The sequence below is a fragment of the Streptomyces sp. P13-3-3 genome (assembly GCF_050571355.1).
GTDB lineage: Bacteria > Actinomycetota > Actinomycetes > Streptomycetales > Streptomycetaceae > Streptomyces > Streptomyces althioticus.
In genome coordinates this window covers 1,502,182-1,519,200 of the sequence record NZ_CP192228.1, presented here as the reverse complement: position 1 = coordinate 1,519,200, position 17,019 = coordinate 1,502,182, and the positions used below count along the sequence as shown (strand labels likewise).

Annotated in this window: 14 protein-coding genes; 10 read left to right on the top strand and 4 right to left on the bottom strand. The window is 73.1% G+C overall.

Annotation, left to right across the window (positions count from 1 at the left end; genetic code table 11):
* Window positions 1-56: 56 nt before the first annotated feature.
* The 3 genes from ACQZOG_RS06830 to ACQZOG_RS06820 all read left to right on the top strand — a co-directional run bounded on the left by ACQZOG_RS06830 (window position 57) and on the right by ACQZOG_RS06820 (window position 7,047).
* Complete coding sequence (locus ACQZOG_RS06830; RefSeq protein WP_430741368.1) at window positions 57-1,889, top strand: HSP90 family protein; 1,833 nt, start codon at window positions 57-59, stop codon at window positions 1,887-1,889.
* A 2-nt stretch (window positions 1,890-1,891) separates the two neighbouring features.
* Window positions 1,892-5,080, top strand: a complete 3,189-nt coding sequence (locus ACQZOG_RS06825; RefSeq protein WP_430741367.1) for a hypothetical protein — start codon at window positions 1,892-1,894, stop codon at window positions 5,078-5,080.
* Window positions 5,081-5,472: 392 nt separating this feature from the next.
* On the top strand, window positions 5,473-7,047 hold the full coding sequence (locus ACQZOG_RS06820; protein ID WP_058916045.1) for a S8 family serine peptidase: 1,575 nt from the start codon (window positions 5,473-5,475) through the stop codon (window positions 7,045-7,047).
* 82 nt (window positions 7,048-7,129) lie between these two features.
* On the opposite strand, the gene ACQZOG_RS06815 is transcribed toward ACQZOG_RS06820, so the two are convergent.
* From ACQZOG_RS06815 to ACQZOG_RS06805, 3 genes are all read right to left on the bottom strand, one after another.
* Window positions 7,130-7,378, bottom strand: a complete 249-nt coding sequence (locus ACQZOG_RS06815; RefSeq protein ID WP_033272759.1) for a hypothetical protein — start codon at window positions 7,376-7,378, stop codon at window positions 7,130-7,132.
* A gap of 177 nt (window positions 7,379-7,555) precedes the next feature.
* Entirely contained in the window at window positions 7,556-8,293 is a 738-nt protein-coding gene (locus ACQZOG_RS06810) for a dienelactone hydrolase family protein (protein WP_430741366.1), read from the bottom strand.
* Window positions 8,294-8,337: 44 nt separating this feature from the next.
* Window positions 8,338-8,994, bottom strand: a complete 657-nt coding sequence (locus ACQZOG_RS06805) for a pirin family protein (protein WP_106963408.1) — start codon at window positions 8,992-8,994, stop codon at window positions 8,338-8,340.
* 142 nt (window positions 8,995-9,136) lie between these two features.
* Here ACQZOG_RS06805 and fasR point away from each other — a divergent pair, with 142 nt between their 5' ends.
* From fasR to fabF, 5 genes are all read left to right on the top strand, one after another.
* Window positions 9,137-10,342, top strand: coding sequence for a fatty acid biosynthesis transcriptional regulator FasR (fasR, locus tag ACQZOG_RS06800; protein ID WP_033272757.1), 1,206 nt, complete (start codon window positions 9,137-9,139; stop codon window positions 10,340-10,342).
* A gap of 89 nt (window positions 10,343-10,431) precedes the next feature.
* Complete coding sequence (locus ACQZOG_RS06795) at window positions 10,432-11,346, top strand: ACP S-malonyltransferase (RefSeq protein ID WP_037639296.1); 915 nt, start codon at window positions 10,432-10,434, stop codon at window positions 11,344-11,346.
* Window positions 11,347-11,368: 22 nt separating this feature from the next.
* Entirely contained in the window at window positions 11,369-12,397 is a 1,029-nt protein-coding gene (locus tag ACQZOG_RS06790; protein ID WP_193454843.1) for a ketoacyl-ACP synthase III, read from the top strand.
* An 80-nt stretch (window positions 12,398-12,477) separates the two neighbouring features.
* Window positions 12,478-12,726: an acyl carrier protein gene (locus ACQZOG_RS06785; protein WP_004931691.1), complete on the top strand. Its 249-nt coding sequence runs from the start codon at window positions 12,478-12,480 to the stop codon at window positions 12,724-12,726.
* 104 nt (window positions 12,727-12,830) lie between these two features.
* Window positions 12,831-14,102 (top strand): beta-ketoacyl-ACP synthase II, encoded by a 1,272-nt coding sequence (fabF, locus tag ACQZOG_RS06780; RefSeq protein ID WP_033272754.1) that lies wholly within the window; start codon window positions 12,831-12,833, stop codon window positions 14,100-14,102.
* 224 nt (window positions 14,103-14,326) lie between these two features.
* Here fabF and ACQZOG_RS06775 read toward each other — a convergent pair whose 3' ends face one another.
* Entirely contained in the window at window positions 14,327-14,821 is a 495-nt protein-coding gene (locus ACQZOG_RS06775) for a DUF3145 domain-containing protein (RefSeq protein ID WP_006134787.1), read from the bottom strand.
* A 274-nt stretch (window positions 14,822-15,095) separates the two neighbouring features.
* Here ACQZOG_RS06775 and ACQZOG_RS06770 point away from each other — a divergent pair, with 274 nt between their 5' ends.
* Entirely contained in the window at window positions 15,096-15,995 is a 900-nt protein-coding gene (locus tag ACQZOG_RS06770; protein ID WP_430741365.1) for an SGNH/GDSL hydrolase family protein, read from the top strand.
* 15 nt (window positions 15,996-16,010) lie between these two features.
* Entirely contained in the window at window positions 16,011-16,982 is a 972-nt protein-coding gene (locus tag ACQZOG_RS06765) for an aldose epimerase family protein (protein ID WP_230227784.1), read from the top strand.
* Window positions 16,983-17,019: the final 37 nt, after the last annotated feature.

Here is a 17,019-nt window from a genome sequence, read left to right as displayed (position 1 = left end):
GCCACCGCTCGCGTCTCACCACCCGTCAGCGCACGTCTTCACACCCCGGACCGCCCATGACCCTGCCCGACCACACCCCGGACCGCACCTTCCAGGTGGATCTGCGCGGCCTCGTCGACCTGCTCTCCCACCACCTCTACTCCAGTCCCCGCGTCTATCTGCGTGAACTCATGCAGAACGCGGTGGACGCGCTCACCGCCCGGCACGCCCTCGAACCGGCCTCGCCCGCGGGCCCGTTCGGCATCCGGATCTACGCCGACCGCTCCGTGGTCCGGGTCGAGGACGACGGCGTCGGCCTCACCGAGGCGGACGTGCACACCTTCCTGGCCACGATCGGCCGCAGCAGCAAGCGCGCCGACGGGATCGCCGAGCAGCGCGGCGACTTCATCGGCCAGTTCGGCATCGGCCTGCTGTCCTGCTTCCTGGTCGCGGACGAGATCCACGTCGTGAGCCGGTCGGCGCGTACGCCCGGCGCGCCCGCCGTGGAGTGGCGGGGGCGCGGCGACGGCAGCTACACCGTGCGCACCCTGCCCGCCTCGGCCCGGCCCGCCCCCGGCACCACCGTCACGCTGACCCCGCGCGCCGACGCGGGCGAGTGGACCGCGCCCGCCCAGGTGCAGCGTCTGGCCCGGCACTTCGGCTCGCTGCTGCGGCACCCGGTGACCTTCGACGACGGCTCCGACGGCCCCGCCGTGCCGGTCAACCCGGAGGAGGCGCCCTGGACGCGGACGTACCCGACGCCGGGCGCCCGTTCCCGCGCGCTCGCCGCGTACGGCGAAGAGGTGTTCGGCTTCACGCCGCTGGACACCCTGGAGCTGGACCTGCCGGCCGTGGGTCTGAAGGGCATCGCGTGCGTGCTGCCGGAGGCGGTGCCGGCCGGGCGCCGTCACGGGCACCGGGTGCACGTCAAGGGCATGCTGCTGTCCGAGCAGGCGGAGGAGATCCTGCCCGACTGGGCGTTCTTCGTGCGCTGCGTCGTCGACGCGGAGAGCCTGCGGCCCACGGCGTCCCGCGAGGCCCTGTACGAGGACGACACCCTCGCCGCCGTCCGGGACGCGCTGGCCGAGCGGCTGCGCGCGTGGATCGCCCGCGTCGCCGCCAGCGACCCGGAGCTGCTGCACCGCTTCCTCCAGGCGCACCACCTGTCGGTGAAGTCGCTCGCCGTGCACGACGACGAGATCCTGCGGATGCTGCTTCCGTGGCTGCCGTTCGAGACCACCGACGGGCACTGCACGCTCGACGAGTTCTCCCGCACCCACCGCACCGTGCTGGTGACGTCCAGCGTGGAGGAGTTCCGCCAGGTCGCGGCGATCGCGTCGGCCGCCGGGCTCGGCGTGGTCAACGGCGGCTACACCTACGACCGCGAACTGGCGCACCGGCTGCCGGAGATCCGGCCCGAGGTGAGCGTCGCCGACCTCGACCCGGCGACGCTGACCGCGCACCTCGACCCGGTCGACCGGGAGACGGAGCTGGCCGCCGCGGCCTACCTGGCGCTGGCCCGGGACGCCCTCGCGGTGTTCGACTGCGACGTCGCGCTGCGCGCCTTCCAGCCGGCGTCCGCGCCCGCCCTGCTCGTCGACAGCCGGGAGGCCCGACACGAGCGCACCCGCTCCCGGCTCGCCCGCGAGCAGGAGGGCGGCCTGTGGGGGGACATCCTCGGCGCCCTCCAGCAGGAGGCGCCGCGCGCCCAGCTGATCCTCAACCAGCTGAACCCGCTGGTGCGCACCGCCGTCGCGATCGACGAGCCGGAACTGGCCCGCACCAGCGCCGAGGCCCTGTACGGGCAGGCGGCGCTGCTGTCCCGGCGTCCGCTCCGGCCCGCCGAGTCCAGCCTCATCAACCGCTCCTTCCTCGACCTTCTCGCCCACGCCCTGCGCAAGGACCGCTGACGATGCAGACACCGCCCCAGACCACCGACGAGCTGTACGCGGCGCTGCGGGAGAACGACGCCCTCCCCTACGGCCGCACCCGGACCGTCACCGCCGAGGAACTCGCCGAGGCGGCCGAGCTGTTCGGCGAGCCGGTCCCGCTGGTCCACGCCCTGCTGGACCTCCAGGAGGCGTACACCTACGGCTCCGAGCCGCGGAAGTCGCCGGTCGTCTTCGCCCGGCTGCTGAACCTCTTCGACGAGCGGCCCGACGTGTTCGACGACCGGCTGCGCCACCAGCTGTTCTGGCGGTTCAAGTGGGTCGCCAACGCCCTGCGCTGCCTGCCCGAGATACCGCTGGCCAGTCTGCGCCAGTGGCAGACGGAGATGCGCGACCGCTACGAGAAGGCGGGCCTCGACCTCCAGCCGGTCTACGGGCAGGCGTACCAGCTCGCCGCGCACGTCGGCGAGGACACCGCCCTCGCCTACGAGTTGTGGGCGGGCCGGGCCAGGAGCCTGCTCAGCGACTGCGAGGCGTGCGAGACCTGCGAGCGCGCCCTGTACCACCTGGCGGCGGGCGACGACGAGCGGGCGCTGCGGGACTGGGAGCCGGTGCTCGCGGGCAGGGAGTCCTGCCAGGAGGAGCCGGCCCGCTCCGTCTCGTACGCGCTGCTGCCGCTGCTGCGGACCGGCCGCACGGACGAGGCGCGTCATCTGCACCTGGCGGGCTACCGCGGCTGCCGCCGCAACCCGTCGATGGCAGGGGAGATCGGCCGCCACCTGGAGTTCTGCGCGCTGACCGGCAACGAGGCGCGGGGTCTTGAGCTGCTGGCGGAGAACCGGAACCTGTTCGACGAGGTGGATTCGCCGCTGGCCCTGCTCGACCTGCTCACCGGCGTGGAGGTGCTGCTCGCCCGCGTGGAGGCGCTGGGCCACGGGGAGCTGCCGGCCGCGGGGTTCCCCGGCCGGAGCTGGACGGTGAGGGAGCTGCGGGCCGAGGTGCGGGGGCGCGCCGACGACCTGGCCGCCCGCTTCGACGCCCGCAACGGCACGACGACGCACGCCGACCGCCGCGGGGCCCGGCTGGCGCGGACACCGCTGCTGGAGTCGCTGGAGCTGACGCTGCGTCCACGCACCCTGGAGGACGTTGCCCCGGCCCCCGCCGCGCCGGCGCCGGCGCCCGCCGAGCCGCTCCCCGAGTCGCCGGCGGACCTGATGAGGCGGGCCCGGGAGCTGGACGAGCAGGGCCACCCGGACGCGCACGCCTGCTGGGCACGGCTGCGCGAGCTCACGGCCGCCCGTGACTACGTCCACCCGGACGCCCCGGACGTCGGGCCGCTGGTGCGCCTGCGCGCCGAACTCCTGGAGGACGAGGCGACCCTGGCGGACCGCAGGAACGCGCACGACGACGCGGCGGCGCTGTACGAGGAGGCGGCGGGCCTCTACGAGGACGCGGGGCTCCCGGGGCACGCGGCACTGGCCCACGGACAGGCGGTGCTGGCGGCTGTGCGGGTGGGGGCGGAAGGGTCCGGCCCCACGCAGGAGTCGGACGCCGCCGCGGGGTCCGGCACGGCGCACGCGTCCGGTACGCCGCAGGAGTCAGTCCCCGCCGCGGGGATCGGCGGCGCACATGGGGCTGGCTCCCCGCGGCCGTCCGACGCCGTCGAGGGATCCGGCACGGCGCACGGGGCCGGCCCAGCGCAGGTGTCCCGACCCGCGGCCGGCCCCGGCTCCACCGAGGGTTCCGCCTCCGCGGAAGGGGCCGGTTCGGCTGCGGGTTCGGGACCCGTGGCGGGTCCCGACGCCCACGTCGCCGCGCTGTCCGACGCGCATGCGGCGCTCGTGCGGCTGCACGAGGAGGCGGCCGGGCTCGCGCCGTTCCTGGAGGCACGGCTGCTGCGGCTGCGGGTGAGCGCGCTCGGGCTGCGGCTCCAGGCGTCCGGGGACCGGGAGCAGGTCGCGTCCGTCCTCGCCGAGGCGGAGTTGCTGCACGACTTCGCGGTCCGGCACGCCCTGGCCGGCCAGATCGCGGGTGCGCGGCTGCTGCGGGCCACCACGCACGCCATGTCCGGCGACCTGCCCACCGCGCTCGCCGAGACGGACGCGCTGGTGGGACTGCTGCGGACGGACGGTCCCGCCTGGCACCTGCCGCGCGTGCTCGCGCTGCGCGGCAAGATCCAGCTGGGCGTCGATGACGCCGAGGCCGCCCACGCGAGCCTCGCCGAAGGGCTGCGGCTGGCCGCCGAGTGGCCCGGCGACACGGTCGACGCCCCGACCCTGCACGGTGAGCTGGCGCAGGCCTGCCTGCGTCTGGGCCGGCACGACGAGGCGCTGCGCCATCTGACCCGCTCGGCGGAGCTGGACCTGAGGGCGGGCAACCGGTTCGACGCGTTCTGCTCCTACAGCAACGCGGCGCAGCTGAGCCTCGACCTGGGCCGGGTCGAGGACAGCATCGCGCTGCTCGACTCGGTGCTGCTGGAGCCGGACGTCGTGGACGGCGAACTGGACGACCGGCTCGTGGCCCAACTGCGGCTGACGCGGGCCCGCGCGCTGCACGCCGGGGACGACCTGAAGGCCGCCACCGCGGAGTTCGTGGCGCTCGCGGCCGAGTCGGCCGGCTGGGACGACGACCCGGGCAGCCACGCCATGATCGCCGCGGAGACGGCCGTACTGCTCGGCGAGGCCGGGGAGTTCGGGCAGGCGCGGGAGGCCGTGGACCGGGCGCTCGCGGCCCACGCGCGCGACCCGCGGTTCGAGATGCTCAGCAACGCCCTGCGGGAGCTGGCCCGGCTCCAGGCGCACCGGCAGGGCGCCGACGGGCTGGAGGGCGCCCTCGCCTTCCTCCAGGACGCCGGCCGGGTCGCCGACGCGGCCCGCGCCGCCGGGTTCGAGGCGAACGGCCGTTCGCTGGACTCCGCCCTCGCCTACGAGCACGGGCGGGTCAACGCGTACGGGGGCGCCTACGAGGAGGCGCTGGCCGCGCTGGAGAAGGCCCTCGGGCTGCTCGGGGAGCCGGGCGAGGACCCGGAGCGGGCCGCCGAGTGGGCGGAGTGCGTGCGGCTGGCCGGGGTCGTGGAGGGCGTCTACCTGGAGCGGAGGGCGGCGGCGCTCGGCCGGGTCGGGGCGGCGGCGGAGCGGCTGACGGCGCTCGGCCACGGCGAGGTGGCGGAGGCGCTGACGGAGCTGGCGGAGAGGCTGCGGGACGAGGAGTGAGCGGTGCGGGAGGGGGCGGGGCCGCAGCCGTGAGGCCGGCGGCCCCGCCCCCTGTCGTCTCGGTATGCGGAACGGATCACCGCCACCCGTCTCACGCCGTGACTGTGACCGTCATCATGTTTACGCAGCGTATCTGTGCCAGTTGATGACCTTGTGTCACTCCGGGTTTGTGGCACGGAGGTTAACGGGCGGGCGAACCCCTTGTGCAATCCGCGTAGACAGATCAATCTTTCGCCTGGCGACAGGACATGCGGAGCACGGCCACAGCGTCCGTGTTTGGCATGTTCCTGACATGCGCCCGTCCCGGCGATCCGGGACGGACGTCCGCCTGCGGCGCCTCACCCCCAGAGGCGCGACCCCCACACTCCCCACCTGTCGAGGAGAAACCTCAGATGGCAGTGAAGCGAAACGCCAAGCACAGATCGATCGTCGGCGTCGGCGCGGTCGCCGCGGCGGCTCTCACGGGCGGTCTGTTCACCGCTCCCGCCGCGCACTCCGCCGAATCCCCCAAGGGGACGATCGCCTACGCGGACGCGCCGAACGCGGTCGAGGGCAGCTACATCGTCACCCTGAAGTCGGGCACCAAGGCCGCGTCCGCCAAGGGCAAGGGCCTCGCCGAGAAGTACGGCGCCGACGTCGAGCACACCTTCCGCGAGGCCGTCAACGGCTACACCGTGGAGGCCACCGAGGCGGAGGCCGCCGAGCTGGCCGCCGACCCGTCGGTCGCGCTGGTCGAGCAGAACCGCGCCTTCACCATCCAGGCCACGCAGACCAACCCGCCGTCCTGGGGTCTGGACCGCATCGACCAGACCGCGCTGCCGCTGAGCGGGTCGTACACCTACGACGACACCGCCGGCCAGGGCGTCACCGCGTACATCATCGACACCGGTGTGCGCATCTCCCACAGCGACTTCGGCGGCCGCGCCCGCAACGGCTACGACGCCGTGGACGGCGACAACGTCGCCCAGGACGGCAACGGCCACGGCACCCACGTCGCCGGCACCGTCGCGGGCAGCGCCTACGGCGTCGCCAAGAAGGCGAGCATCGTCGGCGTCCGCGTCCTGGACAACAACGGCTCCGGCACCACCGCCGGCGTGATCGAGGGCGTCGACTGGGTCGCCGCCAACGCGGTCCTCCCGGCCGTGGCCAACATGTCCCTCGGCGGCGGCGCCAGCACCACGCTGGACAACGCGGTGCGCAACGCCATCGCGGCCGGCGTCACCTTCGCCGTGGCCGCGGGCAACGAGTCGACGACCGCGACCGGTTCGCCGGCCCGGGTGGCCGAGGCGATCACCGTCGGCGCGACCACGTCGGCCGATGCCCGCGCCAGCTACTCCAACTACGGCTCGAACCTGGACATCTTCGCGCCGGGCACGTCCATCACGTCGACCTGGAACACCAGCGACAGCGCGACGAACACCATTTCCGGCACCTCGATGGCCACCCCGCACGTCGCGGGCGCCGCGGCGCTGTACCTCGCGGACAACCCGTCGGCCACCCCGTCGCAGGTCGCCTCCGCGCTGATAGCCAACTCGGTCTCCGGCGCCGTCTCCAACCCGGGCAGCGGCTCCCCGAACCGTCTGCTGTACGTCGGCGGCAACGGCGGCACCACCCCGCCGGCCGGCAAGACGTTCACCAGCTCGACGCGGTACACGATCAGCGACCGCACCACGGTCGAGTCGCCCCTCACCGTCACCGGTGTCTCGGGCAACGCCCCGTCGACCCTCAAGGTCCCGGTGAACATCGTCCACACCTACATCGGTGACCTGACGGTGTCCCTGGTCGCTCCGAGCGGCCGCGTCTACACCCTGAAGGCCTCCGGCACCGGCGGCTCGACGGACAACATCAACACCACGTACACCGTGAACGCCTCCTCGGAGACGGCCAACGGCACGTGGAAGCTCCGCGTCACCGACGGCTACGCCGGCGACACGGGCTACATCAGCAGCTGGGGCCTGACCTTCTGAGGCGCCGCCCCTGAGCTCCGCCCTGCTTCGTCCGCCCCGGCACGGGTCTCCCGTGCCGGGGCGGACGGCGTGCTGCGGTCCGTCAGCGGACCCACACCTCCCAGTACGGGGCGTTCCAGCGGCACTGGAACTCGGTGTACCCGCTCTGATTCGTCTCGATGTAGTCGCGTCCTTCCACCTGGCAGGAGTGGTGCGTGGTGAACCCGCCGGCCAGGTGGAAGCCGTCGGGGTCGGTGGGCACGGCGGACGCGGAGCCCGCCGTCAGCGGAATGGTGACGGCCGCTGCAGCGACCACGGCAGCGGCGGCGACACGGGAACGCCACGACTTCATACGGTTCTCCTCACGGACGGAGCCCGCCGTACCTCGCAGGCCGACGGTCCCTTGGCGGTTCTACGAGCGGTAGGACGGTAGATCCACTTCGCGGGTTCAGTGCTCGGGCACGGCTTCGTACGAGGCGGCGGTGGCGCGACCGTGGACGTCAACGCAGAATGCCGCGCATGGAGTTCGTCAGCCGCTCAGGTGCCGGGTGAAGAAGCTCAGCGTGTCGTCCAGTTCGGACGGCTGGAGCTCGCCGTGGCCGCCGGGGTTGGCGTGGAACGACTTCTGTTCCGAGGCCAGGGCGTCGTACAGGGCCAGGTTCTGTTCCCTTGGCACCCGTTCGTCGTCCCACTGGACCAGGAACCGCACCGGGACGGTGATACGGGAGGCGGCGTCCGCCGAGGCGTGCGCGCCGCCCAGGCCCAGCACCGCGGCGCGGACCCGGGGTTCGGCGGCGACGAAGGGGACGCCCAGCCCGCATCCCAGCGAGACGCCCCAGTAGCCCACCGGGCCGGGACCCACGTGGTCGAGGTCCCGCACCGCGTCCAGGACGGCCCGCCATTCCGGGACGGTCCGCCGGGCCACGAGGGCCTGGAAGTCCGCGATCAGCGGGGCCAGTTCCTCGCCCGCCTCCACGCGGGCCTGGTTCTCGGCCGCGAGGCGCTCGTACTCCTCCACCGTGGGCCGGTCGCCGTGGGCGGGGACGTCGACGCAGACGGCGGCGTACCCGCACTCGGTGACGAGGCGGTGGGCGAGCGCCGAGATCTCGGGGTCCTTCTTGTGCCGTCCGCCGCCGTGTCCCAGGAGGACCAGGGGACGGGGCACGGCTCCGCCGCCGTCCGGCGTCCACAGGACACCGGGGATCCCGTCGAGGGTGAAGAGCTGTTCGCGGACGCCGTCGGACGACGTCGAGGAGAGGAAGCGCATAGCGATGCGGCCTTTCGCAGAACCTCTGCGGACGCTCCCTGTTCTCAGAAGCCCGACATCTCCCACATCAGCACCTCCGCCTCCCCCTCCGCCACCGCCTCCGCGTCCTTCTCGTCCGTGAGGCGGGCCGCGTCGCCCGGGCCCAGGGTTTCGCCCTCCAGGCGGACCTCACCGCGGACGACGTGGACGTAGACGTAGGGGGCCGCGGGGACCGCCGTGCGTTCGCCCGGGGCCAGGCGGCGGACGTGGAGCATCGCGCCGGCCTCCGGGAGGGCGTAGGGGGTGGAGTCGGCTATGCCGCGGACGACCTCGTAGCGGGGTTCACCGCCCGGCTTGAGGGGGGCGAGCCACATCTGGAGGAAGGTCAGGGGGGTGCGGGCCGCGTTGCGCTCCACGTGGCGGACGCCCGACGCGGCGCTGAGGCGCTGGACGTCGCCGGGGCGGATCACCGTCTCGTGGCCCCGGGAGTCGCGGTGGGTCAGCTCGCCCGAGACCACCCACGTGACGATCTCGGTGTGGCTGTGCGGGTGCTCGTCGAAGCCGGCGCCCGGACCCAGGTGCTCCTCGTTGCAGGCGATCACCGCGCCGAAGCGCAGGTTGTCCGGGTCGTAGTGGGGGCCGAAGGAAAGGGCGTGCCACGACTCGATGCCCGCCGCCGGGTCCCCGCCCCTGTAGCGTTCGCTCGCTCGCCTGACGTCCATCACGCCCTCCACGGTAGGCCCTCCGGGAGGGGCCCGGGACGGCGCACGGCGGGGGCACCGGAGCCCGGACACGGGTCACGGGCGCGGGGGCGGGTGCGACCCTGGGGCACGGCCCGCCGTCCCGATAAGGCAGTCTTGTCCCGTGCCCGAACCCGAAACCAGTACCCCCGGACCCGCCGCACGCCCCGCCCACTCGCACTCCGCGACCTTGAAGCGGCTCGAGCAGTCGTCCGGCTCGCTCGCCGCCCAGGCCATCGCGCGGATGGACGAGACGCTGCCCTGGTACCGGGCCATGCCGCCGGAGAACCGTTCCTGGATCGGCCTGGTCGCCCAGGCGGGCATCGCCGCCTTCACCGAGTGGTTCCGGCACCCCGACGCCCCCCAGGCCATCTCCACCGACGTCTTCGGCACCGCGCCGCGCGAGCTGACCCGGGCCATCACGCTCCGGCAGACCGTGGAGATGGTGCGGACCACGATCGAGGTGATGGAGTCCGCCATCGACGAGGTGGCGGCGCCCGGCGACGAGAGCGTGCTGCGCGAGGCGCTCCTCGTCTACGCGCGGGAGATCGCCTTCGCCACCGCCCAGGTGTACGCCCAGGCCGCCGAGGCACGCGGTGCCTGGGACGCGCGGCTGGAGTCGCTGGTGGTGAACGCCGTGCTCAGCGGCGAGGCCGACGAGGGCGCCGTGTCACGGGCCGCCGCGCTCGGCTGGAACTCCCCGGAGCATGTGTGCGTGGTGCTGGGCACCGCCCCGGACGGGGACTCCGAACTGACCGTGGAGGCGATCCGGCGGGCCGCCCGGCACGCCAAGCTCCAGGTGCTCACCGGCGTCCTCGGCGACCGTCTCGTCGTCATCGCGGGCGGCAGCGACAACCCGCTGGCCGTCGCGAAGTCGCTGATCGGCCCGTACGCGGCCGGGCCCGTCGTGGCCGGGCCCGTGGTGCCGGACCTGCTGGCCGCGACCCGGTCCGCGCAGGCCGCCGCCGCGGGCCTCAAGGCGTGTTCCGCCTGGCAGGACGCCCCGCGCCCGGTGCTGGCGGACGATCTGCTGCCGGAGCGCGCGATGGCCGGCGACCCCTCGGCGCGCGAGCAGTTGGTGGAGGAGATCTACAGACCGCTCGAAGAGGCCGGCGCGGCTCTCCTGGAGACGCTCAGCGTCTATCTCGAACAGGCGAGCAGTCTCGAAGGCGCGGCGCGGATGTTGTTCGTTCACCCCAACACCGTTCGTTACCGGCTCCGACGTGTGACAGACGTCACCGGCTGGTCACCCTCCGATGTACGCTCGGCGTTCACCCTGCGGATCGCGCTGATCCTGGGGCGTCTGGCCGATGGTGATCTCCAGACCTAGTCTTTTGTCGGGGGTCGACAAAACCCCCTCCCGTTCTTCGTCCTTGTCCCCACGGGCGGCCGCGCCCGTACACAAGAGAGAGTGTGAGAGTGCTCGTACTCGTCGCTCCCGGCCAGGGCTCCCAGACGCCCGGCTTCCTGACCGAATGGCTCGAACTTCCCGGCGCCGCCGACCGCGTCGCCGCGTGGTCCGACGCCATCGGACTCGACCTCGCCCACTACGGCACGAAGGCCGACGCGGACGAGATCCGCGACACGGCCGTCGCGCAGCCGCTGCTGGTCGCGGCCGGGCTGCTGTCCGCCTCGGCACTGGGTGACATCGGCCCCGGCGCGGTCGCCGGTCACAGCGTCGGCGAGATCACCGCCGCCGCCCTCTCGGGCGTCCTCGACGACGCCGCCGCCCTCTCCCTGGTCCGCAAGCGGGGTCTGGCCATGGCCGACGCCGCCGCGATCACCGAGACCGGCATGGCGGCGCTGCTCGGCGGCGACCCCGAGGTGACCGTCCCGCACCTGGAGAAGCTGGGCCTCACCCCGGCGAACATCAACGGCGGCGGGCAGATCGTCGCCGCCGGCACCATGGAGCAGATCGCCGCGCTGGAGGCCGACAAGCCCGAGGGCGTCCGCCGGGTCGTCCCGCTGAAGGTCGCCGGCGCCTTCCACACCCACCACATGGGCCCCGCGGTCGAGACGCTGGCGGAGGCCGCCAAGGCCCTCGCGCCCGCCGACCCGAAGGTCGCCTACGTGTCGAACAAGGACGGCAAGGCGGTCGCGTCCGGCGCCGAGGTGCTGGAGCGCCTGGTGGGCCAGGTCGCCAACCCGGTCCGCTGGGACCTGTGCATGGAGACGTTCGAGGAGCTCGGCGTCACGGCCCTCGTGGAGCTGTGCCCCGGCGGCACCCTGACCGGTCTGGCCAAGCGTGCCCTGCCCGGCGTGAAGACGCTGGCCCTGAAGACCCCCGCCGACCTCGACGCGGCCCGCGAGCTCGTCGCCGAGCACGCCGCCTGACGCCCTTAAGGAGCCGACCCGCATGGCGAAGATCAAGCCCAGCAAGGGCGCCCCGTACGCGCGCATCCTCGGCGTGGGCGGCTACCGTCCCACCCGGGTCGTGCCGAACGAGGTGATCCTCGAGACGATCGACTCGTCCGACGAGTGGATCCGCTCCCGCTCCGGGATCGAGACCCGGCACTGGGCCTCCCCGGAGGAGACCGTCGCCGCGATGTCGATCGAGGCGTCCGGCAAGGCGATCGCGGACGCCGGGATCGACGCCGCGCAGATCGGCGCCGTCGTCGTGTCGACCGTGTCGCACTTCGCGCAGACCCCGGCCATCGCGACCGAGATCGCCGACAAGCTCGGCACGGACAAGGCCGCCGCCTTCGACATCTCCGCCGGCTGCGCGGGCTTCGGCTACGGCCTGACCCTCGCCAAGGGCATGATCGTCGAAGGGTCCGCCGAGTACGTGCTGGTCATCGGCGTGGAGCGGCTGAGCGACCTGACCGACCTGGAGGACCGCGCGACGGCCTTCCTGTTCGGTGACGGCGCGGGCGCCGTGGTCGTCGGTCCCTCGCAGGAGCCGGCCATCGGCCCGACCGTGTGGGGCTCCGAGGGCGACAAGTCCGAGACGATCAAGCAGACCTACTCGTGGGACCGCTTCGGTGGCGACCTCGCCGAGCTTCCCCGCGACAGCAAGGGCACGCTGAAGCTCCCCGCGATCACCCAGGAAGGCCAGGCGGTGTTCCGCTGGGCCGTGTTCGAGATGGCGAAGGTCGCCCAGCAGGCGCTGGACGCGGCCGGGATCAGCGCGGACGACCTGGACGTCTTCATCCCGCACCAGGCCAACGTGCGGATCATCGACTCGATGGTGAAGACCCTCAAACTGCCGGAGCACGTCACGGTCGCCCGTGACATCCGCACCACCGGCAACACCTCGGCCGCCTCGATCCCGCTCGCGATGGAGCGGCTCCTGGCGACCGGCGAGGCGAAGAGCGGCGACACCGCGCTCGTCATCGGCTTCGGGGCGGGTCTCGTGTTCGCCGCGACTGTCGTTACCCTCCCCTAGGCACTCCGTGCCGGATCATGCGTCCGGTACAGGAGGAAACACCGCCACACCCTCTGGAATCACAACGAAGGAGCGCCACCATGGCCGCCACTCAGGAAGAGATCGTCGCCGGTCTCGCGGAGATCGTGAACGAGATCGCCGGCATCCCGGTTGAGGACGTCCAGCTGGACAAGTCCTTCACCGACGACCTGGACGTCGACTCGCTGTCCATGGTCGAGGTCGTCGTCGCCGCCGAAGAGCGCTTCGACGTCAAGATCCCGGACGACGACGTCAAGAACCTCAAGACCGTCGGCGACGCGACCGACTACATCCTCAAGCACCAGGCCTGAGCACGCGCGGGGCGTGAGCCCCGCAAGGGCCGGGAGCTCCCCGGCCCCGCCACCCGGCGGTGGCGCCGTACGCATCCTCGTCAATCGTTGGAGAAAGAATTCCGATGAGCTCGACCAATCGCACCGTGGTCGTCACCGGTATCGGCGCAACCACACCGCTGGGTGGCGACGCGGCCTCTACCTGGGAGGGCCTCGTCGCCGGGCGTTCCGGCGTGAAGCCCCTGGAGCAGGAGTGGGCCGCCGAGCAGGCGGTCCGTATCGCGGCCCCGGTGGCCGTGGAGCCCACCGAGGTCATCCCCCGGCCGCAGGCCCGCCGCCTGGACCGCTCGGCGCAGTTCGCGCTCGTCGCGGCCAAGGAGGCCTGGGCGGACGCCGGGTTCGAGGCCAAGGCCGGCGAGGACCCGAACGTCGACCCCGACCGTCTTGGCGCCGTGATCGCCTCCGGCATCGGCGGCGTGACGACCCTGCTGGACCAGTACGACGTGCTGAAGGAGAAGGGCGTCCGCCGCGTCTCCCCGCACACCGTCCCCATGCTGATGCCGAACGGCCCGTCCGCGAACGTCGGTCTCGCGGTCGGCGCCCGCGCGGGCGTGCACACCCCGGTGTCCGCGTGCGCCTCGGGCGCGGAGGCCATCGGCTACGCCATCGAGATGATCCGCACCGGGCGCGCCGACGTGGTCGTCGCGGGCGGCACGGAGGCGGCGATCCACCCGCTGCCGATCGCCGCGTTCGGCAACATGATGGCGATGTCCAAGAACAACGACGACCCGCAGGGCGCCTCCCGCCCCTACGACGTCGCCCGGGACGGGTTCGTCCTCGGCGAGGGCGCGGGTGTGGTCGTCCTGGAGTCCGCCGAGCACGCCGCCGCGCGCGGCGCCCGCGTCTACGCGGAGGCGGTCGGCCAGGGCATCTCGGCCGACGCGCACGACATCGTGCAGCCGGAGCCGGAGGGGCGGGGCATCTCGCACGCCCTGCAGAACCTGATGGACCGCACCGACCTGGACCCGGCGGAGATCGTGCACGTCAACGCGCACGCGACGTCGACGCCCGCCGGTGACATCGCCGAACTGAAGGCGCTGCGGAAGGTGTTCGGGGACGACGCGGACCACATGGCGGTGTCCGCGACGAAGTCGATGACCGGCCATCTGCTGGGCGGCGCCGGCGGTGTCGAGTCCGTCGCCACCGTGCTGGCGCTGTACCACCGGGTGGCTCCGCCGACGATCAACGTGGAGAACCTGGATCCCGAGGCCGAGGCGAACGCGGACGTCGTGCGGGGGGAGGCGCGGAAGTTGCCCGTGGACGGGCGGATCGCCGCGTTGAACGACTCGTTCGGGTTCGGGGGGCACAACGTGGTGTTGGCGTTCCGGACGGTCTGATCGCCCTCGGGCGGTTCTTGGAAGGGGTTCACCTCCGGGAGGTGAGCCCCTTTCCCGTCGTTTGGGCTTGTCGCGCAGTTCCCCGCGCCCCTGAGGGGCGTGTGCCCGGGTGCGGGTTCGTGGGGGTTGAGCGCGCAGTTCCCCGCGCCCCTGAGGGGTGCGTGCCCCGCTGCCGGTTCGTGGGGGTTGAGCGCGCAGTTCCCCGCGCCCCTTTTGGCGCCTCCCTAGACCACCTGGTGGAGCCAGCGGACCGGGGCGCCTTCTCCTGCGTAGCGGAAGGGTTCGAGTTCGTCGTCCCAGGGCTTGCCGAGGAGCTTGGCGATCTCCGACTCCAGGTCGGTGTCCTCCGTGCGGGAGCGGACCAGCGCGGCGCGCAGGCGGTCCTCCGGGATGAGGATGTCGCCGTGGATGCCGGTGACTGCGTGGAAGATGCCGAGGTCGGGGGTGCAGCTGTAGCGCTCGCCCTCGGCGGTGGGGCACGGCTCGGAGGTGACCTCGAAGCGCAGCATCTGCCAGCCGCGCAGCGCGGAGGCGAGCTTGGAGGCGGTGCCGGCCTGACCCTGCCAGGAGAACTCGGAGCGCCAGGTGCCGGGGGCGGCCGGCTGGCGGATCCAGTCCAGGCTGACGCGCGTGCCGAGCACCCCGGCGACGGCCCACTCGACGTGCGGGCACAGCGCGCGCGGCGCGGAGTGCACGTACAGAACTCCACGAGTCGTCACCGGAACCTCCGGGCTGAGCGGGTCGTCTTCGATCGGGCGGAACGGTCACGGCCCTGCGGGCCGCGTTGAGGGCGAGGCTACCGTGCGACGGGGCAAGGAGTGTGACGTACCGTCCGTCCCGGTGGCGGGAAAGTCGTGCCTTTCACCCGGCAGGACGTCTGTGCGGGCGCCGGGGTTCATTCCGGACGGGCCCCCCGGGGGAGCGGGAACTCCCGTGCGTTGTTATGGGTTGGGGGACGGCACGGACGTGGTGGGACGCTCGGGGAGGCGGCGGATGAGGCAGGCGACGCGGAGGCGGGGACGCCGTGCGCGGGCCGTGCTCGCCGTGGTGGCGGCCGTCGCGTTCGGCGTGGCGGGCTGTGACACGGGCGGCGGGGAGAAGCCCGGTGCGGCCGCTTCGGGGACGCCTTCCCCCAGGCCGACGCCGCTGTGGGACACCCGCCCCAGCTCGGTGGCCGCGGTGGGCGACTCCATCACCCGGGGGTTCGACGCGTGCGCGGTGCTGACGGACTGTCCGGAGGTGTCGTGGGCGACGGGTGACAGCGAGGAGATCGACAGCCTGGCCGTACGGCTGCTGGGCCGGGCCGGGGCGGCCGGGCGGAGCTGGAACTACGCGGTGACCGGCGCCCGGATGGAGGACCTGCCCGGGCAGATGGCGCGCGCGGTGAAGCGGGAGCCGGAGCTGGTGGCGGTGATGGTGGGGGCGAACGACGCCTGCCGGGAGAGCGTGGCCGCGATGACGCCGGTGGAGGAGTTCCGCGCGGACTTCGAGGCGGCGATGCGCACCCTGCGCGAGGCGCTGCCGAAGACGCAGGTGTACGTGGCGAGCGTGCCGGACCTGAAGCGGCTGTGGTCGCAGGGGCGGACCAGCGCGCTGGGCAAGCAGATCTGGAAGCTGGGGATCTGCCCGTCGATGCTGGGCGACGCGGACGCGACGGACGCGGCGGCGACCGAGCGGCGGGCGACGGTGCAGCAGCGCGTGGAGGACTACAACGAGGTGCTGCGGGAGGTGTGCGCGAAGGACCGCCGCTGCCGCACCGACGGCGGCGAGGTGTACGCGTACCGGTTCGGCACGGCGCAGCTGAGCCGCTGGGACTGGTTCCACCCGAGCGTCGACGGACAGGCCGAGCTGGCGGAGATCGCCTACCGGACGGTCACGGCTCCGGGCCCGTGACCTATTGTTTCGCACATGAACGAACTCATCGGCACACTTTCCGACGGCACGCCGGTGCACCGCTGGACCTTGGAGCGGGCGGGCGTACGGGTACGCATTCTGTCGTACGGCGGGATCGTGCAGGACGTCGAGGTGCCGGACCGGGACGGGCGGACCGGGAACGTGGTGCTGGGGTTCGACGGCCTGGACGGCTATCTCGCGCACCCGGAGCCCTTCCTGGGCGCCCTGATCGGCCGGTACGCCAACCGGATCGGGGGCGCCCGCTTCACCCTGGACGGCACGGAGCACGTCCTCGCGCCGAACGACGGGCCGAACTCGCTGCACGGCGGTGAGCGGGGCTTCGACAAGCGCGTCTGGGACGCCGGCGAGGTCGCGCACGGGCTGCGGCTGTCGCTGGTCGCCGAGGACGGCGAGGAGGGCTTCCCGGGCCGGCTGGAGGTCACGGTGACCTACACGCTGGACGAGCGGGGCGCGCTGCACATCGCGTACGAGGCGGTGACGGACGCCCCGACGCACGTGAACCTGACGAACCACACGTACTGGAACCTGGCGGGTTCCGGCACCGCGGGCGGGCACGAGCTGCGGGTGGCCGCGTCCCGGTACACGCCGTCCGGTCCCGATCTGATCCCGGCCGGTGAGCTCGCGGACGTCTCCGGCACCCGCTACGACTTCCGCGAAACGCGCAAGGCGGGCGGCGGCTATGACGACAACTTCGTGCTGGACAAGGGGGTGACGGCGGCCGCCGAGGAGGTGGCCGAGCTGTACGACCCCGCGTCGGGCCGGGTGCTGACGGTCGCCACCACGGAGCCGGGGATGCAGGTGTACACGGCGGACCACATCGGGCAGCCGTTCGAGCCGGGCGCGGGCATCGCGCTGGAGACGCAGCACTTCCCGGACTCCCCCAACCGTCCGGAGTTCCCGAGCACGGTCCTGCGGCCGGGCGAGGTGTTCCGCTCGGAGACGGTGTACGGCTTCTCGGTGCGGTAGCGGTTTGCCGGGGCGGGGTCCCGGAATCCAAGGCCCC